Annotated in this window: 21 protein-coding genes and 1 other RNA gene; 15 read left to right on the top strand and 7 right to left on the bottom strand. The window is 49.4% G+C overall.

The genetic code is table 11. The features are described 5' to 3' along the window. Nucleotides 1–91 precede the first annotated feature (91 nt). From NY07_RS16330 to NY07_RS16290, 9 genes are all read left to right on the top strand, one after another. Complete coding sequence (locus NY07_RS16330; protein WP_033540426.1) at nucleotides 92–1,171, top strand: pilus assembly protein PilM; 1,080 nt, start codon at nucleotides 92–94, stop codon at nucleotides 1,169–1,171. Further along, nucleotides 1,159–1,746: a PilN domain-containing protein gene (locus tag NY07_RS16325; protein ID WP_033540425.1), complete on the top strand. Its 588-nt coding sequence runs from the start codon at nucleotides 1,159–1,161 to the stop codon at nucleotides 1,744–1,746. Before NY07_RS16330 ends, NY07_RS16325 begins: the two co-directional genes overlap by 13 nt. Then, nucleotides 1,743–2,366: a type 4a pilus biogenesis protein PilO gene (locus NY07_RS16320; protein ID WP_033540424.1), complete on the top strand. Its 624-nt coding sequence runs from the start codon at nucleotides 1,743–1,745 to the stop codon at nucleotides 2,364–2,366. Before NY07_RS16325 ends, NY07_RS16320 begins: the two co-directional genes overlap by 4 nt. Then, nucleotides 2,363–2,878, top strand: a complete 516-nt coding sequence (locus NY07_RS16315) for a pilus assembly protein PilP (protein ID WP_033540423.1) — start codon at nucleotides 2,363–2,365, stop codon at nucleotides 2,876–2,878. The genes NY07_RS16320 and NY07_RS16315 overlap by 4 nt, the downstream gene beginning before the upstream one ends. A gap of 22 nt (nucleotides 2,879–2,900) precedes the next feature. Next, entirely contained in the window at nucleotides 2,901–4,952 is a 2,052-nt protein-coding gene (locus tag NY07_RS16310; protein WP_033540422.1) for a type IV pilus secretin PilQ, read from the top strand. 216 nt (nucleotides 4,953–5,168) lie between these two features. Then, entirely contained in the window at nucleotides 5,169–5,684 is a 516-nt protein-coding gene (aroK, locus tag NY07_RS16305; RefSeq protein ID WP_033540421.1) for a shikimate kinase AroK, read from the top strand. Nucleotides 5,685–5,699: 15 nt separating this feature from the next. Then, nucleotides 5,700–6,776 (top strand): 3-dehydroquinate synthase, encoded by a 1,077-nt coding sequence (gene aroB / locus NY07_RS16300; protein WP_033540420.1) that lies wholly within the window; start codon nucleotides 5,700–5,702, stop codon nucleotides 6,774–6,776. 16 nt (nucleotides 6,777–6,792) lie between these two features. Further along, on the top strand, nucleotides 6,793–8,226 hold the full coding sequence (locus tag NY07_RS16295) for an AAA family ATPase (RefSeq protein ID WP_033540419.1): 1,434 nt from the start codon (nucleotides 6,793–6,795) through the stop codon (nucleotides 8,224–8,226). A gap of 52 nt (nucleotides 8,227–8,278) precedes the next feature. After that, nucleotides 8,279–9,118: a Dam family site-specific DNA-(adenine-N6)-methyltransferase gene (locus tag NY07_RS16290; protein ID WP_033540418.1), complete on the top strand. Its 840-nt coding sequence runs from the start codon at nucleotides 8,279–8,281 to the stop codon at nucleotides 9,116–9,118. A 104-nt stretch (nucleotides 9,119–9,222) separates the two neighbouring features. Here the strand turns inward: NY07_RS16290 and NY07_RS19245 are convergent, their stop codons facing one another. Together NY07_RS19245 and NY07_RS16280 are read right to left on the bottom strand one after the other, a co-directional pair. Next, nucleotides 9,223–9,396 carry a DUF2970 domain-containing protein gene (locus NY07_RS19245; protein WP_033540417.1) on the bottom strand — a complete coding sequence of 58 codons (174 nt, stop codon included), beginning with the start codon at nucleotides 9,394–9,396 and terminating at the stop codon, nucleotides 9,223–9,225. Nucleotides 9,397–9,404: 8 nt separating this feature from the next. Beyond that, nucleotides 9,405–9,749 carry a hypothetical protein gene (locus tag NY07_RS16280; protein ID WP_033540416.1) on the bottom strand — a complete coding sequence of 115 codons (345 nt, stop codon included), beginning with the start codon at nucleotides 9,747–9,749 and terminating at the stop codon, nucleotides 9,405–9,407. A 211-nt stretch (nucleotides 9,750–9,960) separates the two neighbouring features. Between NY07_RS16280 and rpe the strand changes: the two genes are divergently transcribed. The 3 genes from rpe to trpS are packed head-to-tail and all read left to right on the top strand — an operon-like array spanning nucleotide 9,961 to nucleotide 12,338. Beyond that, on the top strand, nucleotides 9,961–10,635 hold the full coding sequence (gene rpe / locus NY07_RS16275; protein WP_033540415.1) for a ribulose-phosphate 3-epimerase: 675 nt from the start codon (nucleotides 9,961–9,963) through the stop codon (nucleotides 10,633–10,635). Between the two features lie 2 nt (nucleotides 10,636–10,637). Next, complete coding sequence (locus NY07_RS16270; protein WP_033540414.1) at nucleotides 10,638–11,333, top strand: phosphoglycolate phosphatase; 696 nt, start codon at nucleotides 10,638–10,640, stop codon at nucleotides 11,331–11,333. Between the two features lie 6 nt (nucleotides 11,334–11,339). Next, nucleotides 11,340–12,338 (top strand): tryptophan--tRNA ligase, encoded by a 999-nt coding sequence (trpS, locus tag NY07_RS16265; protein ID WP_011864028.1) that lies wholly within the window; start codon nucleotides 11,340–11,342, stop codon nucleotides 12,336–12,338. 68 nt (nucleotides 12,339–12,406) lie between these two features. Here trpS and NY07_RS16260 read toward each other — a convergent pair whose 3' ends face one another. Beyond that, nucleotides 12,407–13,285 (bottom strand): LysR substrate-binding domain-containing protein, encoded by an 879-nt coding sequence (locus NY07_RS16260; RefSeq protein ID WP_033540413.1) that lies wholly within the window; start codon nucleotides 13,283–13,285, stop codon nucleotides 12,407–12,409. Between the two features lie 125 nt (nucleotides 13,286–13,410). Between NY07_RS16260 and NY07_RS16255 the strand changes: the two genes are divergently transcribed. Then, a complete protein-coding gene (locus NY07_RS16255) occupies nucleotides 13,411–14,292 on the top strand; it encodes a DMT family transporter (RefSeq protein WP_033540412.1) in 882 nt (293 codons plus the stop codon). A 4-nt stretch (nucleotides 14,293–14,296) separates the two neighbouring features. Here the strand turns inward: NY07_RS16255 and NY07_RS16250 are convergent, their stop codons facing one another. From NY07_RS16250 to NY07_RS16235, 4 genes are all read right to left on the bottom strand, one after another. Beyond that, the gene (locus NY07_RS16250) at nucleotides 14,297–14,866 is read right to left on the bottom strand and encodes a BON domain-containing protein (protein WP_033540411.1); all 570 of its coding nucleotides are present in this window, start codon (nucleotides 14,864–14,866) and stop codon (nucleotides 14,297–14,299) included. Next, on the bottom strand, nucleotides 14,863–15,456 hold the full coding sequence (locus NY07_RS16245; protein WP_033540410.1) for a phosphoheptose isomerase: 594 nt from the start codon (nucleotides 15,454–15,456) through the stop codon (nucleotides 14,863–14,865). Before NY07_RS16245 ends, NY07_RS16250 begins: the two co-directional genes overlap by 4 nt. A 66-nt stretch (nucleotides 15,457–15,522) precedes the next feature. Continuing rightward, on the bottom strand, nucleotides 15,523–15,867 hold the full coding sequence (locus tag NY07_RS16240) for a YraN family protein (protein ID WP_033540409.1): 345 nt from the start codon (nucleotides 15,865–15,867) through the stop codon (nucleotides 15,523–15,525). Continuing rightward, nucleotides 15,864–17,729, bottom strand: coding sequence for a penicillin-binding protein activator (locus tag NY07_RS16235; protein WP_033540408.1), 1,866 nt, complete (start codon nucleotides 17,727–17,729; stop codon nucleotides 15,864–15,866). The genes NY07_RS16240 and NY07_RS16235 overlap by 4 nt, the downstream gene beginning before the upstream one ends. Before the next feature lie 88 nt (nucleotides 17,730–17,817). Here NY07_RS16235 and rsmI point away from each other — a divergent pair, with 88 nt between their 5' ends. Next, entirely contained in the window at nucleotides 17,818–18,660 is an 843-nt protein-coding gene (rsmI, locus tag NY07_RS16230) for a 16S rRNA (cytidine(1402)-2'-O)-methyltransferase (protein WP_033540407.1), read from the top strand. Nucleotides 18,661–18,739: 79 nt separating this feature from the next. Then, an RNA gene (gene rnpB / locus NY07_RS19065) (RNase P RNA component class A) lies at nucleotides 18,740–19,085 on the top strand. Nucleotides 19,086–19,151: the final 66 nt, after the last annotated feature.

Here is a 19,151-nt window from a genome sequence, read left to right as displayed (position 1 = left end):
AAAAGTTACAAACATTTTGTACAAATATCTATAACGAGTTGATTTTGTGCTAATCTAATTCCAGAAACTATAACAAAAGTGATGATGGACTATGCTTTCAAATTTATGGAAGCGTCAGGCTCCGCAGATGGTGGGCATCGATATCGGTTCCCACGAGATAAAAGCAATACTGCTGAGTAAGACTGCTGATGGTTTTAAAATTTTGAGTCACGCAGCGGCACCGGTGAAGAAAGGTGCCGTTAACGATCATGAAATAAGAGATACTGATGCAGTTTTGGAGTCATTAAGGCTCATCAAACGCTCTTTGCCTAAGAGTGTAAAATACGCGGCGGCGGCAGTATCAGGATCGGCGGTGATGACCAAGGTGATCTACATGGATGCTTCGCTAAGCGAAGAGGAGATGGAAACTCAAATCGAGATTGAGGCCGACAACCTTATCCCCTATTCACTCGATGAAGTCAGCATAGATTTTGAAACGCTCAGTGTTAACAGTGCCGACCCTTCCAAGGTTGATGTGTTGCTGAGTGCATGCCGAACTGAAAACATCGATGCCAGAGTCGATAGCTTAGATGACATTAATCTCGAAGCGAAAGTGATTGATGTTGAAGGCTATGCACTGGGACGTTCTTTTGAGTTGGTCGCGGCTCAGTTACCCGATGGTGCCGAAAATAAGGTGGTTGCCCTGGTGGATATCGGTGCCAACATGACCACCTTTGCCGTGGTGGAGAAAGGTGAAACCACCTTTATTCGAGAACAGGCCTTTGGCGGCGAACAGTTTACCCAGTCGATCTTATCTTTCTACGGAATGTCCCATGAGCAAGCTGAGAAGGCCAAGCTCGAAGGGGACCTTCCTCGCAACTATATGTTTGAGGTGCTTTCACCTTTCCAAACGCAACTGCTTCAGCAGATCAAGCGAACCTTGCAGATTTACTGCACTTCGAGTGGTAAAGATAAGGTGGATCATATCGTCTTGTGTGGCGGCACCTCTAAGTTGGAGGGGATGGCGAACCTTCTGACTAATGAACTGGGTGTGCACACCATCATTGCCGATCCTTTCTTAGGCTGCCTTCATGCTGATGAAGACGTGAAGACGCAATTACAGCCCAATATTAATAAATACATGGTCGCGTGTGGATTGGCGCTGAGGAGTTACTCTCAATGGCGAACATAAACCTATTACCCTGGCGTGAAGAAGCGAGAGAAAAACAAAAGCGTGACTATCTGGGGATATTGGCCGCAGTTTTTATCGGTGCTTCATTAGTCGTTTATTTAGCCTTAATGGTTATTGATATGATGACCGAAGAGCAAAGAGGCAGAAATGCTTATTTGCAGGGTGAAATTCAACTATTAGAAAAACAAATTGCCGAAATTAAAAAGATCCGCGAGCGCAAGAAAGATATCGAACGCCGCACAGAAATCATATTAAACCTACAGCAGGCACGAAATTTACCGACTCATGTATTAGATGAGTTGGTGCGTATTGTGCCACCAGGAATATATCTTTCTAGCATAGAAAAGAAGGGTAGCCTGCTGTGGATCCAAGGGCGCAGCGAATCCAATAACAATGTCGCTAACATGATGCGTAAAGTAGAGGCCTCCATGTGGCTGCATGATCCTAGTATGCAGTCGATTGTTGCTCAAAACGATGAGATGCGTCAGCTTCAGCGCTTCAGTTTAAGGGTGTCTATCGGTGAAGAAAATGCAGACGATGCTGATGCTAAAGCAACACAAGGAGCGAGCAAATGAAACTCGATCTGAGTGACTTTAATGATATCGATTTTGAGAATATTGGTGGTTGGCCAACTAAGGTAAAGGTCGTCTTTGCTTCCTTCCTGGCCATTATTATTTTCATCGCGGGTTATTTTCTTTTTGTCTCGGACTCCATAGATACGCTGAAGCGAGAACAAGCTCAAGAAGTGACCTTGAGGGATGATTTTAAAGCTAAATATCAATTAGCAGCTAACCTTAAGCTATACAGGGAGCAGTTGGCTGTAATGGAAGTTCAGTTTGCCGAGCTGCTAAAGATGCTGCCTTCGCAGAATGAGATGCCGGGCTTATTGGATGATGTGACCTTTGTTGCCACTGATTCGGGGCTGGGGATTCAGAGTCTGGAGTGGCAAGAAGAGATACAGCGTGATTTCTATATTGAATTTCCGATCAGTATGTCGGTGACAGGTGAGTACCATGAGATGGGGCATCTGGTGAGTGGCGTGGCGAAACTTCCTCGTATCGTGAGTCTGCATGACTTTGTGATTAAGCGCAGTGATAGTGGTGAGTTGGCTATGGAGATTCTGGCTAAGACCTATCGCTTCAAAGAGGGCGCCCAGGTACCACAAGATAACGCGGCTAAGGGGGCGAAAAAATGAAGAAGCTTCCTCTGTTGCTCATTGGTTTGATGATGACAGGTTGTATGGGGGATCGCAGCGATCTCGAGGCATTTGTGACGACGACAAAGGCTCAGCATGTTGCACATGTTCCACCATTGAAAGAACCGCCTAAATTTGAGCATTTTGCTTATCAAGCCGAGTTGATGCGTAGTCCTTTCGTGCCGCCTTCAAGAGAACTGACCGAAGAGGTCATTGATACGACGAAAGATTGTCTTCAGCCTGACTTGAAACGACGCAAGGGTCGCTTGGAAACTTATGCGTTGGATAACTTAAAGATGCGTGGCACTTTAAGTGAAGATAAAAATGTTTGGGCATTGATTGAGACCAATGATGGCAGCGTATATCGTTTGGGTGTAGGTGAGTACGTAGGTTTGTATCACGGGCGAATTGCTAAAGTTACACAGCAAATGGTCGAAATAATTGAATTAATTCCAGATGGAACAGGTTGCTGGGCTGAAAGATTAAGCAACATGGAACTAACTGGTGAATAACAAAGCGAAGGATGAGGGAATAATGGAATCTTCTGCCGCGAAAAGCGTTTTATTAAAAAAGTCGCCTCTATTTAAAGTGGCCTTCGGCTTAGCTTTATTACTGGGTGTGGCGCCGTATTCTTCTGCTGCGAACCGTTTGATAGACGTCAAATACCATTCGATAGTCGATCATCAGTTAGAGTTACAATTGGTGTTTGAAGAGGCGGTGACGGAGCCAGAGATCAATCTCAATGCCTCTCCGGCACAGATCGTCCTTGGATTTGACGACAGCTTATCTGGATTGGAAAAAGATATCTTGCCGATCAATAACGTGGGCGTGAAGTCTCTGTCCACTTTGCAGGAAAGCGAGCAACTTAAGGTGCTGGTGGACTTGGCAAAGGTGAAGGCTTATCAAGGTAAGGTGCTGGGTAATACTTATCGCCTGACCATTAATGATGAGGTTGCCAGTCGCAGCGATACAGCATCGAATCCTTTCGTCAACGGCATTAAAAATATCGATTTTCACCGCACCGCAGATGGTGGTGGTGAGTTGTTGGTTAAGTTGAATAATTCATCTGTTGCGGCAAATGTGCAGCAAGTGGGTGCGAAACTCGAGCTTAAGCTATACAACACGGATATTGGTTCAGATCTTCTTTATGTCATGGACGTTCAAGACTTCGCGACACCAGTGAAGAGCTTCGAGACCTTTAAGGATGACCTGACTGCTCGCTTATTGATGGATATCTCAGGTCAGTATGATTACAACTACAAGCAGGAAGGCAACCTGTTCAGACTGAATGTTCGCAAGGCTGAGCGCGCTACTGTCGTCAAGGAAGAGAAGAAATATGAGGGACGTTCGCTTTCGTTGAATTTCCAAAGTATTTCCGTGCGCACCGTGTTGCAGATCATCGCAGACTATAACGATTTCAACCTAGTGACCAGTGATACGGTTGAAGGGGACATCACCCTGAGATTGGACGATGTACCTTGGGATCAGGCGCTTGATCTGATCTTACAAACCAAAGGCCTGGATAAGCGCATTGAAGGCAATATTCTGATGGTAGCACCGGCCGAAGAGATTGCTATCCGTGAGAGCCAAGAGCTTAAAAACCAACAAGAAGTGAAGGAGCTTGCGCCGCTCTATTCTGAGTACCTGCAGATCAACTATGCCAAGGCGACCGATATTGCCGAGTTGTTGAAAGGTGATGACGCCAGTTTGCTGTCGGCCCGAGGCACAGTTGCCGTCGACGACAGAACCAATACCCTGTTGGTGAAAGATACAGAAGAGAGCCTGGAAAATATTCACCGTTTGGTGGAAGTATTGGATATTCCAATTCGTCAGGTATTGATTGAATCTCGCATGGTGACGGTGAAAGACGACGTCTCAGAAGATTTAGGTATTAAATGGGGTGTCACCGATCAGCAAGGTAGCAAGGGGACTTCAGGTAGTCTGGAAGGGGCTAACGATATCGCGAACGGCATAGTGCCGGATATTGGCGATCGCCTGAATGTTAATTTACCTGCGGCCGTTGCTAATCCAACCAGCATCGCTTTCCATGTGGCCAAGTTAGCCGATGGTACTTTGCTGGATCTTGAGCTGAGCGCATTGGAGCAAGAAAGTAAGGGTGAGATTATCGCGAGTCCACGCATTACGACCTCTAACCAGAAGGCTGCTTATATCGAGCAAGGTGTGGAGATCCCTTATGTAGAGTCGGCATCGAGTGGTGCGGCAACGGTTCAGTTCAAAAAGGCGGTGCTGTCGCTACGAGTCACGCCTCAGATCACTCCGGACAATCGTGTAATTCTGGACCTTGAGATCACACAGGATTCTCAAGGTAAGACGGTTGATACACCACTTGGTCAGGCGGTATCTATCGATACCCAACGCATTGGTACGCAAGTACTTGTTGATCATGGCGAGACTATTGTGCTCGGTGGTATCTACCAGCAGCAGTTAATCAACCGTGTAAGTAAGGTACCTGTGCTGGGTGATATTCCATTCTTGGGTTATCTGTTTAGAAACACCACAGATAAGAATGAGCGCCAAGAGCTGTTGATCTTCGTGACACCTAAGATTATCTCTGAAGATATCTAGTTCGTACTTCAACCTAGTGTAAAAGCCAGCAATTAAACGCTGGCTTTTTTGTGCCTGAGTCTAATTTCACAGAATTTACTCACCCTACTTGCCTTTAAGGTGAGTTAGCTGAGATAATCATTGGTCAAGTCTCATTAGAGCAAGGTAACATTTAAGGTCGGCCTGATTTTTTGGCTGGCATAGGCAAACTTCCATATAAGATTCAGACGTAAAACAATGGCTGAAAAACGTAATATTTTCCTAGTAGGTCCTATGGGGGCTGGTAAAAGCACTATAGGCCGTCATCTGGCGCAGATGCTTCATTTAGAGTTCCACGATTCAGATCAAGAGATTGAAAACCGTACTGGTGCTGATATCGCGTGGGTATTTGATGTTGAGGGCGAAGAAGGTTTTCGTCGTCGCGAAACACAAGTTGTCGCCGACTTAACTGAAAAACAAGGTATTGTTTTAGCAACTGGCGGTGGTTCAATTCAGAGTAAAGATATTCGAAATAACTTATCTGCTCGTGGCATCGTGGTCTATCTGGAAACCACTATCGACAAGCAAGTTGCGCGTACACAGCGTGATAAGCGTCGTCCACTACTTCAGGTTGATGATCCTAGGGAAGTGCTAGAGAAGCTTGCCGAGATCCGTAATCCTCTTTACGAAGAGATTGCCGATGTGATCGTTAAAACTGACGAGCAAAGCGCAAAAGTTGTAGCAAATCAAATTATTGAACAATTAGGCTTCTAAACATTAGGCGGTAGAATGGAACGGATTCAGGTTGAACTTGGTGTACGCAGTTACCCTATCTTAATTGGCCAGAATCTCCTTGAAAATAGCGAACATTTTGCTAGCTATCTTCAAGGCAAAAAAATTCTTATCGTAACTAATGACACAATAGCGCCTCTGTACCTAAACAAGGTACAGGCGCTATTAGCTTCCTTCCAATGTGCTGATCCTGTCATCCTGCCCGATGGCGAACAATACAAGACACTGTCGCAGATGGATGCGATTTTTACCTCACTGCTAGCGCAGAACATGGGGCGTGACTCTGTATTGATAGCTTTAGGTGGTGGCGTAATTGGTGATATGACTGGTTTCGCGGCGGCCTGTTATCAGCGGGGTGTCGATTTTATCCAGATCCCTACTACCTTGCTGTCACAGGTGGACTCTTCAGTCGGTGGCAAGACGGCCGTCAATCACCCTATGGGCAAGAACATGATAGGCGCCTTTTATCAGCCCAAGATGGTTGCTATAGATACCGCCTGTCTCCATACCCTACCCGCTAGAGAATTTGCCGCCGGTATGGCAGAGGTGATTAAGTACGGCATTATCTGGGACGGTGAGTTTTTTACTTGGTTAGAACAGAATGTGCAGGCGCTAAAAGCATTAGACGAGCAGGCTCTGACCTACGCGATCGCTCAATGCTGTCAAATCAAAGCCGATGTCGTCGCTCAGGATGAAACTGAGCTGGGGGTGCGCGCCTTGTTGAATCTGGGGCACACCTTTGGCCACGCTATCGAAGCTGAGATGGGGTACGGTGTCTGGTTACATGGAGAAGCCGTAGCCGCTGGCACAGTACTTGCTGCACAAACTGCATCTAAGATGGGATTGGTGGATGAGTCAATTGTTTGTCGAATTACGCAGATATTCGAGGCATTTGATCTTCCTACTCAAGCTCCAGAGACGATGAACTTTGATCAGTTCATGAAGCATATGCGGCGTGACAAAAAAGTACTGCAGGGCAAACTCAGACTCGTACTGCCAAAGGCGATAGGCCAGGCAGAAGTGTATGGCGATGTTTCCGAGTCCCTTCTACAAGAGGTCATTAGCCGCGCCTAGTTTGTGTGGTGATTAAGTGACTTTTCAAACAGCTATCCTTTTACCTAGTCAGGAATCCTTGCTGCATCGATTGCAGCATGTAGTTTTGTATGGGCAACAGCTGACGGTGTTAACCGGTGATGCTGGCTCGGGCAAGACGACGCTGACAACTGCACTGGTGGATGCGCTGGACGAAGTGAGTTCGGCGTTAGTGGTCTGTCCGCAACATGTGGATAGCGTCGAGATCCGCCGTAAGATCTTAGTGCAGTTACTCACAGAGCCTCTGTTTGACGATGAGGTGCCGCTTCCTGAAACCTTATTACGTCTGGTTGACGCCTTACCATCGCACAGTCATATCGTGCTCGACGATGCCCATTACCTTCCGCTGGAGCTATGGGCCGAGTGCATAGTGCTGAGCCAATTAACCTTACCCGGCAAACAGCTTTCATTAACGCTCACTACCCCGGTGGAATATTTTAATCAGATCTTGGCGCAGCTACCTGACTCGCAGCGACCTTTGCTACTCCCTATGGCTATAGCACCGCTAACTGAGGCTGAGCGCGAAGGCCTCTATTACAGCTTGTTGCATCGTAGTGAAGAAACGCCTTTCACCCCTAGAGAGATAGTGAAAGAGCAATTATTGAAGCAACAAGGCATGCCGGCAGAGGTTGTTAGCCTGCTTTACTTGGCATTACATGGCGATCCCCATGAAACTTCCCAGCGTTCCTGGCAACGAAATGTCCTTATTTGTGTTTGTTTCACACTGTTGTTGCTGGGGAGTTATTGGATGTTCGCCGAATCTGATGAGGCCAGCATTATCCCCTCACAACAGACTGTATCGGCGGTGCGCGCCAGCGAGTTTAACCAGGCTTATGGCAAGCATCTACTGAGTGACTATTTCGCCACCAAGAGTCTGATTGAATCGGTTGAAACGGCTGAGCCGATAGAAACTGATACCGCTTTGCAGCAGGAGTCCAAGACGGTAAGCGAGATCCCTGAGCCGCCCTCGGAGGAGGTTATCTCTGCTGAAGAGTTAGTGGATCAAGTGGTGGAGCCAGCTACAGAGCAAGCCGTGGCGTTTAACGAACAGAGTGAGAGCCGGGTCAATGAGCTTGTCGAAACATTTGCCGTTACGCCGCCGGCTGAGCCCCAAGAAGCGTTAAAGTCAGCCCTGTCATCGCCAGAGGCCGAGCATCCTCAGGGGTTTACCTTGCAGTTAGCCACGGTGAAAAACATCGCCTCTCTTAAACAGACTATCGCTAAGTTGCCCGATGCCAATCAGGTGCAGATTGCTCGCTATAAGGCATATTGGGTTTTGCTCTATGGACAATATGCGGATAGGGAGCAGGGTAAACAGGCGGCGCTGAACCTTTCCCAGCAAGCGCAATTGCCTTCACCTTGGGTGAGAGCCTGGGCAGATTTATCTGGCTATCAGTTGCAACAAGGGTCTGCGAGCAGTGAAATTCATTAATAAACAGAGTACAATCGGCAACTTGTTTTCATTGTGCATTCAATCGATTTAGATGATTAAAAAACAGAGAGCCTTCTTAAAATGGGCTGGCGGAAAATTTAAACTGGTTGATGCGCTCACCCAGCACCTTCCTGAAGGCGACAGATTGGTTGAACCCTTTGTTGGCGCCGGTTCGGTATTTCTCAATACGCAGTATAAGCGTTATCTGTTGTGCGACATTAATCAGGATTTGATCAACCTCTATCAGATAGTGCAGACCACGCCTGAGAAATATATCCGAGCGGCGAAGGCGATGTTTATCGACGCTAAAAACGATAAAGAAGCCTATTACCTGGTGCGCAGTGAATTCAATCAGACTAGCGATCCCTTCCTACGCTCAGTTTACTTTCTCTATATGAATCGTCATGGATTCAATGGCCTATGTCGCTACAACTCTAAGGGCGGCTTCAATGTGCCTTTTGGATCTTACAAGAAGCCCTATTTTCCTGAAGAGGAGATTAAGGCGTTTGCCGAGAAAGCCCAGGCCGCTGAATTTAGATGTATCGGCTATGAGCAGGCCTTTGATATGACAGAGGCGGGCGATGTGGTCTATTGCGATCCGCCATATGCGCCACTGTCCACCACTGCCAGTTTTACCACCTATGTAGGTGCTGGCTTTAGTCTGGATGATCAAGCGCTGCTGGCACGTAAGGCGCGTCACACGGCGATAGACAGAGGGATCCCGGTGCTTATCAGCAATCATGATATTCCCTTGACCCGCGAGCTTTATCACGGGGCACGTTTCGATAAAATTCAGGTGCAGCGCAACATCAGTCAGAATGGCAATGGCCGTAAGAAGGTTGATGAGTTGATGGCCCTGTACGATGACAGATACCACAGCGAAAATGACTAAGCCTTAGCTAAGCGGTTAACTAAGTCTTTAGCTAAGTGATTAATTAAGCCCTTAGCTAAGTGATTAATTAAGTCTTTAGAGACCCAGTTAACTGAGTTTTTGTACTAGGCCAGTACCAGTTTTACGACAAAAATCAGCGAAGCGACCAAGGCGATAGCCAAGAGTATTCCCATGATAATAAAGGGAACCGGTGAGCGAGACTGAAAGTCGCGGGCGCGATTTTGCTCGGTTTGCACACCAAAAAAGGCGGCTAAGGTGCTCAGAAAGAGTTGCAGCAAAAGCCTGCCTAGAGGTGTTGATTGCTGGTGGGAGTGACATCATCCATAGGGCTATCTTGGTGCCCATGGAGAAGTTCTAGCAGATCCACAAAGTGAAGCTGACTAGAGCGGCTCTTACCTGTTAGCCAATTTCCCCAACTGACATTTTCAGCCTGCTGGGCACAGCGGTTGTTAGGATGGCTTGCGGGAAGGGAGGTGTTATAGCTGGCGCTTCCATCGCATACACAGGCGGTTGCAGACGAGTTATTTGTGAGACTTTGCCCCCCTATTGCAGTAAAGCCGACTACGGCGGCAGTCACCGTAAACACGGTTGCCGATTTCATCTTGGCTGAAGGTTTGGCCTTATCTCTCATCTCTACATCCTGTGAACATGAAAACCCCTAATCAGCGCATTATAGCAAAGGCGTTTATATTTTGAACATAATTTTTAGGTGCCCATTCAGCAAGGCAGTGAAAATTACTCAATTCTGAGCCAGAACACGTTTAATCCTGTATCGGCTATAGAGGCAGGGTCAGGCTATAAGGTAGAATAGCGTAATTCTTATTCAGCTTAGCGAGTTTATCATGCGCCCATTTCTTATTGCTCCATCTATCTTATCTGCAGATTTCGCCCGTCTTGGGGAAGATGTTGAAGCCGTGCTTAACGCCGGTGCCGATGTGGTTCACTTCGATGTGATGGATAATCATTATGTACCTAACCTGACCATAGGTCCTATGGTGTGTAAGGCGCTGCGAGACTATGGCGTTACCGCCGAGATCGACGTGCATCTGATGGTGAAGCCTGTTGATCGCATCATTCCTGATTTTGTGGATGCCGGTGCATCTATCATCACCTTTCATCCAGAAGCGTCAGAGCATATCGACCGTACCCTACAGCTAATCAAAGAAGCAGGTTGTAAGGCGGGCTTGGTGTTTAATCCTGCAACGTCACTGCACTATCTGGATCATGTGATGGATAAGCTGGACGTGATTCTGCTGATGTCGGTCAACCCTGGTTTTGGTGGCCAATCCTTTATCCCATCGACCCTGGATAAGTTACGTCAGGTGCGCGAGCGTATCGATGCCAGTGGTTTCGATATCCGCCTAGAAGTAGACGGTGGTGTTAAGGTTGATAACATTGCCGAAATCGCGGCGGCGGGTGCCGACATGTTCGTAGCCGGATCAGCGATTTTCAATAAGCCGGATTATAAAGCGGTGATCGATGAGATGCGCAGTGAACTGGCTAAGGTTGATGCCTAAGTATGAAAGCGCAATCTATTAAGGCTATCGCCTTCGATCTTGATGGCACGCTAATCGACAGCGTCCCCGATCTGGCGGCCGCCACTCAAGACATGTTGGCCGAATTAAACTTGACCCTGTGCAATGAACAACAGGTGCGCAGTTGGGTCGGTAACGGCGCAGCCAAACTGGTCGAACGTGCACTGACCTTCGCCCGCGGCGAGCCAGTGACTCAGGCAGATATCGACGATGCAATGCCATTGTTTAGCAAGCATTACGAAGCTAACTTGCAACAGCATAGCAGACTCTATGATGGCGTGAAGCCGGTACTGGAGCAGTTGGCCGAGCAGGGATACCAACTGGCGGTTGTGACCAATAAACCGTATCGTTTCACCGTGCCTCTGTTAGCAGCATTTGGTATAGACCACCTGTTTCATGAGGTATTGGGCGGCGACTCGTTAGCCAAGATGAAGCCAGATCCACTCCCCCTTAATCATCTTAAGCAGCAATGGCAGCTCAACGATGAGCAGCTTTTAATGGTGGGCGACTCTCGAAACGATATTTTAGCGGCGAAAGCGGCGGGTATTTCCTCGATCGGCTTGACCTATGGGTACAACTACGGTGAAGATATTGGGCTCAGCGGCCCAACCGCCGTATGTGACACATTTAAAGAAGTATTGGCGCAGATAACAGACAGCCAAATTGTATTGGAGCAATAAAACATTATGACTAAACCTATTGTGCTTAGCGGTGCCCAACCGTCAGGTGAATTGACCATTGGTAATTACATGGGTGCACTACGTCAGTGGGTTGCGATGCAAGATAGTCATGATTGCCTATATTGTGTGGTCGATCTGCATGCCATTACTGTACGTCAAGATCCGCAGAAACTACGTGATGCCTGCTTGGATACTCTGGCCTTATACCTGGCCTGTGGTGTCGATCCTAAGAAGAGCACTGTGTTTATCCAGTCTCAGGTGCCTCAGCACACTCAGCTGGGCTGGGCGCTGAACTGCTATACCCAGATGGGTGAGCTAAGCCGCATGACCCAGTTTAAGGATAAGTCACAAAAGCATGCTAACAATATCAACGTCGGCCTGTTTGGCTATCCGGTATTGATGGCGGCGGATATCCTGCTGTACCAGGCTAATGAGATCCCTGTGGGTCAAGATCAGAAGCAACACCTTGAACTGACGCGTGATATTGCGACTCGCTTCAATAATGCCTATGGCGAAACCTTTACCATTCCTGAGCCATTTATTCCTGAGCTGGGTGCCAAGGTAATGTCGCTGCAGGATCCGTTGAAGAAGATGTCTAAGTCAGACGACAACCGTAACAATGTGATTGGCCTGCTGGAAGATCCAAAGGCGGTGATGAAGAAGCTGAAGAAGGCGATGACAGATAGCGACGAGCCGCCTGTGGTGCGTTTCGATGTCGAGAACAAGCCTGGTGTATCTAACCTGTTGAGCCTGATGTCGGGCGTCACCGGTCAGAGCATTGCAAGCTTGGAGGCTGAGTTCGAAGGTAAGATGTACGGTCATCTAAAGGTCGCTGCCGGTGAGGCTGTAGTGGGTATGCTTGAGCCGCTGCAAGAGCGTTTCAAGGAATACAGAGCCGATCAGAGCTTCCTTAATCAGGTGATGCATGAAGGCGCCGAGAAGGCCCAGGCCCGCGCCGAAGTCACCCTGAAGAAGGTCTACGAAAAGATAGGTCTCCTGCTCTAATCGAGCAGATTGAAAAGCCGGCATTAGCCGGCTTTTTTTATGCTTACCAGATATCCGTGGCGAAGTATTTATTCGTGCTGCTGGGTTAGCCAGTTCACAAAGGCTGCGATGGCGGGTTCCTGTAGACGCCGCTGTTTACAGAGAAAATTGAACTCAAAGCCGGTATCTATGCTGGCAAAGGGCAGGGCTACCAGGCGCTGTTTGGCGATATCATCCAGCACCATGAAGTCAGACGCCAAGGCTACCCCTTGACCAGCGATAGCCGCCTCAATTGCCATTAGCACATGACTAAAGAGTTGTTGTTGGCTCTCCTCAGGATCTGCGAGTTGGTTATGTTCAAACCAACGCTGCCAATCCAAGCCAAGTGGCCCCTCGTCGACAGTCAGCAACTGCTGTTTCATTAACCAGTCGAGATCCAGCTTGTCACCGCTGCCGATCAATTCAGGACTGCAGACAGGGATCAAGCGCTCGGCGTGCAGTAGTTGCTGCCAGTAGCCCTTCTGATCTTGCTGGCCCGTGATAAACATATCGGCACTGCTGTGGGACAAGACAGGGTCTTCGGTGATCATATCCAGGCGCACCTGAATGCCCGGATATAGACGGCGAAACTCACTGAGTCTGGGGATCAACCACTTCACCGCGAAAGAGCTGTAGACCGCCAGCCGCAGCGCCTCGGGTTTCTCACCCAGCAGGGTTTGATTCAGCTCTGCCAATTCGTTAAAAATTCGCGCGGTTTCCTGGTAGAGCTGCTCACCCTTGTCGGTGAGTCGTAAACTACGCCCCTCGCGTTTAAACAGAGACAATGAAAAGTGTTCTTCTAACAGACGAACTTGATGAGACACCGCGCTCTGGGTAATACACAGCTCCTGCGCGGCACGGGAAAAGTGCTGTAGGCGCGCCGCGGCCTCGAACACCTGCAGCGCTCTCAGTGGTGGGATCTTTCTCATTTAAGGTCTCTATTGGTTCTCTCTAAGTATGAATTTAATTCATCTAAGATAAGAAATCATCATTTCAGCTACAGTATCTTGCTCGTTATCATGCTGCCAGATAAGTCTTGATGATGGAGCCTGCAATGCAGCGCAATTTGATGTTGGGCCTAGGGCTCTTGTTGCTAGGTAATGTATTCACTGCTCTTTATGATGTGTCGATCAAGTGGCTGCCAGCCCAGAGTGATGCGGCGATGTTTCTCTTGCTGCGTCAAGTGACGGCAATCTTGATGATGCTGCCGCTATGGTTTTATGCCGGGCGGCCGAGAACGGCTTTTTTGAAACTGCATATGATCCGGGCCAATAGCGGCGCCGTTGGTGGACTGCTGTTGATCCTCGGACTGCTCTCTTTGCCGTTGGCGACCGTTAGCTCGCTGTTTTATTCGGCGCCCTTAATGATCATCGTCATGGGCATGTTGTTCCTGAAAGAGCGGCACAGTGGTCATCAGATCTTAGCCACTGTGTTGGGCTTCATCGGTATTCTGGTTATCTTGCGCCCGAGCGAGATGAATCTGGCGGCGCTGGCCGTTTTGGTGTCGGCCATTGTCTTTGCCGCTAACCAGTTAATGCTAAGGTGGCTGCCCAGCAGCGAAGCAGCCAGCGTCACAGTGATCTGCTATAACCTCTTGAGTTTGCCTTTGGTGCTCTTGTTTGTTGCTTGGCAGGGATTTGTGGGATTTAGTTGGTCAGTGTTAGGAATTGCTCTGCTAAGCAACAGTTTTTTATTGGCTTATCAACTCTTTAGCGTATTGGCCTATCGTAAGGCTCAGGCAGGTCAGATCGCGGTTGCCGAATACAGTGGTCTGCTGTTCTGTGTCTTGTTTGGTTGGCTATGGTTTGATGAGTGGCTAGATCCCATGGGCTGGCTAGGTGCCGGCCTGATCGTACTGCCTACCTTAATATTGCCGAGTCTGAGTAGAAGGTGGCGAAAATTCAGAGGGCTTGAAGTGGTGCGCGAGCAGACCTAGCAGGTTAACTGCTAGGTGTATCAAAGACCTTAATCACTTTTCGCACCCCGGCCGTGTTGCGGGCGATATCTACCGCTAGAGCGGCCTGATCTCGGCTAACGACTCCCAAGAGGAAGACCTCGCCGTTTTCGGTGATCACCTTAATGCGAGTAACATCTAACTCTTTGTCGTTGAGCATCCGTGTCTTCACCTTGGTAGTGATCCAGGTATCGTTGCTTCGAGTGGTGAAGGAGGTTGGATTGCCGATGCGGATCTGATTGTGGATCTTGCCGCCCAGATTCAGTTTCTGAACAGTGTTGACCGCCTTGTCCCGCAGCATGGAGCTGGGGGCCTGGCCTATCATTAGCACATTGCCATTCATCGCGACCCCAGTGATATTAGTTTGATTCTTAATATCTTCATGGGCCGCCAAGGCACTGGCGATTTTAAAGTCGGCGTTGGTGTCGTCCAGCTGAGTCGAGAAGCTGCGTTCATCATTGACCATCATGGCCCCGCCCACTGCGCCGACCATAATGGCCCCGGCGCAGCCTTGTAACATCAAGAGAACAGCTAGGGTTGGGAGCAGAGCTCTCATGCCTGATCGTCCTGTGGGAATAGAGTACGGTCGATGTTGTCGCATAGGCAGTGGATCACTAAGAGATGCACTTCCTGAATACGCGCTGTAACGTTTGAAGGCACGCGTACCTCGACATCGTTCACGCCCATCAAACCGGCCATGGCGCCACCGTCTTTACCCGTGAGGGCAACTATGGTCATATCACGGCTCAGCGCCGCTTCCATCGCTTTGATAACGTTACCAGAGTTACCACTGGTGGATATCGCCAGCAGAATATCGCCAGGTTGTCCCAGGGCTAAAATCTGCTTAGAGAAGATCTCGTCGTAGCTATAGTCGTTACCAATAGCGGTGATGGTCGAAGTGTCCGTTGTTAGTGCGATAGCCGGCAGTGGCGGGCGCTCTATCTCATAGCGGTTAAGCAGCTCGGCCGAAAAGTGTTGTGCATCGCCAGCACTACCACCATTACCACAGGCCAAGATCTTGTTGCCGCCCAGTAGGCATTGCACCATCATCTCGGCTGCTTTTTCGATTGATTCAGGCAGGGCTTCTGCTGCATCGATCTTGGTTTGGATAGAATGGGTAAAGCTATCTTTAATACGTTCTAACATGGAGTTATCCTTCAAAAATAAATCTGTTTAACAAGCCTTTACTTGCGTTGTGGCGGCTATCGATCACTAAAATGCATTGGTGATCCACTGAATGTCATTGCCATCTATGGCCACGAGATCGAAGCGGCACTGGGCATCTATCTGTTTGAGTTGCATATAATGGCTCGCCGCGCGGTTAAGCCTGGCTATTTTGCCTCGGCTGACGGCCTGTATTGCTCCGCCAAATTGTTTCGATTGGCGGTATTTTACCTCAATAAAAATCCATTTTTGACCTTCGCGCATTATGAGGTCTATTTCACCAAATGAGTAGCGTACGTTACGTTCGACCAGCGTGAGCCCCTGTTGTTCCAAATAGGCCAGGGCGTTGTCTTCTGCCTGCTGGCCTCTGGTGAGGTGCTCTGCATCCGTCATAGGGGCTTCAAATTGCCTCTTTGGTAACGGCCCCAGCTCAGCTGACGGTTGATCGTACCATCGGGCAGGACAGAAAGCAGGCCGCTGCGACCCGAATACTGATAACCCGGTAGGGCACGCATCTGCGCCAGCTTACTCACCAGTTGCAGGGCATCGAATCCCATCACATAGAGGCGCTTCTGGCTATTGCCCCAGCTTGGCCAGAGACTAGCGACCTCGGCAGTTTCGGCGTTAGTCTCGATAAGCCAGGGAATATCACTGATGGTCAGGTTGTTCAGCTCCTGAGCAGCGGCGCGCGATTGGCTCTCTAAACGGCTGCGGCTGGTGGTGTACAGCGGTACTGGCTCGGCAAATACACTGAAGTTCACGTCGATAAAAGGCTTGAGTAGCTGCAAATCCTGGCTGCTGGCGATCATATAGATGGCATCGATATCACGGCGAGATCTAAAGTCGGCCTCTATCTTATTGCCCAGCAGAGCCTTGATACGGGCGATTCGCTCTTTACTGTCGATAACGCCCAGCGACTTCTGCACCGTCACCTTCATCTGATCGCCGCGATCGTAATAGTGAATCTCGGCCTCTTCCTGAGTGAGTGCCTGCCACTTAGTGTTGAAGGCCTCGGCCATACGACGACCAACGCTGTCGTTGCTGGCAAGCAGCAGTGGCTTTTCGACACCGTCATTATAGAGTTTCTGCGCGGCATCTAGGGCTTCATCTGTAGGAGAGAGCGCAAAGAAGAACTGGTCATTGGTGGCGACAACATCGTCCACATGATTGAGAAACAGCTGTGGCACCTTAACCTGTTGTAGCGTTGGCTGCGCGGCCCCATCGGCCGACTGGCTCGCGGCTGCCTCAGCTTTTAATAGCGTTTCGACCTCAGATTGCAGTAAGGGGCCTATGATGAAGTCGGCGCCGGCGGCTATCGCTTGCTGCTGAGCGACTTCTGCGCCCTGGGCTGAATCGAAAAAGTTGACCGATACTGTATCGTCTGGATTGGTCAGATAGCTAGAGATGATCCCCTGCTTGACAGTATCGGCAATGGCTGCCCTTGGCCCGGTAAGTGGCAGCAGCACAGCAATATTCTTAGGTTTGTATGGCTTGGTATTTAACGCGCGCTCCAGATCCGTCGGTAGCTTCTTGGCACCAGGGTGACCAGGGTTATCCTGTTGCCAGTTACCCAATTGCTGCACTAATAGCTGGGGATCTATGGCATAATGTTTAGCGATATAGGCCAGCTGCAACCACCCGGTAAACACTGGGTTGCTGTTATCTTGGCTGAAGGCCAGTAGTGTCTGTTCATGCAGGGGCTGCAAAATGCGCCAAATGTCATCGTTGACCTGATTTGCCTCGGCACTCGGCAGATAAGCGCTCAGCAGGCTGAGCTCTTTCGCTTGCTCTATCGGTTGCTTGGTATATTGATAGAGGCGCGCTTTTAGTTGATGGTAAGAGACCATCTGCCAGTTAGCGAGTCGCCACTGGCTCGGGTAATCGAGTTGTGCCAGGGCATCATCATAGGTGGAGGTTAACTCCAGCACTCTGGCGGTTAAGTATTTGTGTTCGGCCAATATCTCGGGCTTGTTACCCAGATTCGGCTTAATGGCGGTCAGCGTTTTGCTTGCATTGCTTGTATCACCCTGATTAATAAAGGCGTGAGCCGCCAGCAGCATCAAACGGTTTTTCTGTTCAGGTGTCGAGGCCTGGCTGGCATCGCTCAGGTATTGCGCCGGGCTTAGGGTGACATTCACCAAAGAGACTTGGGTGCTGGGTGCTTTTTCGGGCGCTGGTGATGTGGCACAACCGAATAATACAGTGGCCAACACAGCGGCGGAGATAAATTTAGTTGTATTCAGTCTTTTTAACACAGGACTTCACTCTGGTAAGATGCTGGCTGTAGTTTAACCTTCTCTTACGCCTGACGAAAGTCTTGTGACAATCATTACAGAGGTAGATATGGACCTGTCGGTCGCATTTTACATAGTTCCTACTCCAATTGGTAATCTTGGAGACATCAGCAGCCGCGCCTTAGAGGTTTTAAAACAGGTTTCCCTTATCGCCTGCGAGGACACACGTCATAGCGGTAAGTTATTGAGCCATTTCGGGATCGAGACTCGTAAAACGGCGCTGCATGATCATAACGAGCGCGATAGGGCTCAGGGGATCATTCAAAAGCTGGCTAATGGTGAATCGGTCGCCTTGATCTCAGATGCGGGTACGCCGCTGATCTCCGACCCAGGTTATCATCTGGTGTCTCAGGTACGAGAGGCGGGTTTTAACGTCGTTCCCTTGCCGGGTCCCTGCGCGGCTATAACCGCGCTGAGCGCCTCGGGTTTGCCCTCAGACCGTTTCTCTTTTGAAGGCTTTCTGCCCGCTAAAGAGAAGGGACGCATCGATAAATTGACCGAGCTAAAAGAAGATCCCCGCACGTTGATTTTCTACGAGTCGCCGCATCGCATAGTCCACAGCTTGACCTCTATCGTCGCGACGCTGGGTGAAGATCGTCAGGTAGTGATGGCCCGAGAAGTCACCAAGACTTTCGAGACCTTCCTCTCTGGCCCCGCAGCCGAAGTGCTGGCGACAGTGATTGCCGATGCCAATCAGCAAAAAGGCGAAATTGTACTCATGTGTCATGGCTACCGAACCGATGAGGATGCTGGCGTGCCTGCCCAAGCTCTTGAGACACTTAAGCTCTTGAGTCAGGAGCTGCCGCTTAAGAAGGCATCGGCACTTGCGGCGCAGATCCATGGATTAAAGAAGAATGCCCTGTATAAGTTAGGTCTTGAGCTGGATCTCTAATCCTTAGCTATCTTGGTCGCCGCTTGGCTTGCGGCAATATAAGGTGGTGCGCCGCACTGCATTAGGCTATAATCCGCGCCGAGTTGGCCAGACAGTTGCTGCGTTCGCAAGAACGGGGAGGAAAGTCCGGGCTTCATAGAGCAGGGTACCAGGTAACGCCTGGGCGGTGTGAACCGACGACAAGTGCAGCAGAGAGGAGACCGCCAATCTTCGGATTGGTAAGGGTGAAAGGGTGCGGTAAGAGCGCACCGTGCGGCTGGTAACAGTCCGTAGCAAGGTAAACTCTACCCGAAGCAAGACCAAATAGGGTTCCGTATGGCGTGGCTCGCGTTGGAACCGGGTAGGTCGCTTGAGCCTGTGAGCGATTGCAGGCCTAGATGAATAACTGTCCACGACAGGACCCGGCTTATCGGCCAACTCAACCTCTTTATGAAAGCCCGCTAGCCTATTTGGTTGGCGGGCTTTTTGTTTATGGCCTATCGTGTCGTCAT

The sequence above is a fragment of the Shewanella sp. ECSMB14101 genome (assembly GCF_000773485.1).
Taxonomy (GTDB): domain Bacteria; phylum Pseudomonadota; class Gammaproteobacteria; order Enterobacterales; family Shewanellaceae; genus Shewanella; species Shewanella marisflavi.
The sequence above is the reverse complement of the archived record's forward strand: the minus strand, read 5'-3'. Positions and strand labels throughout refer to the sequence as shown.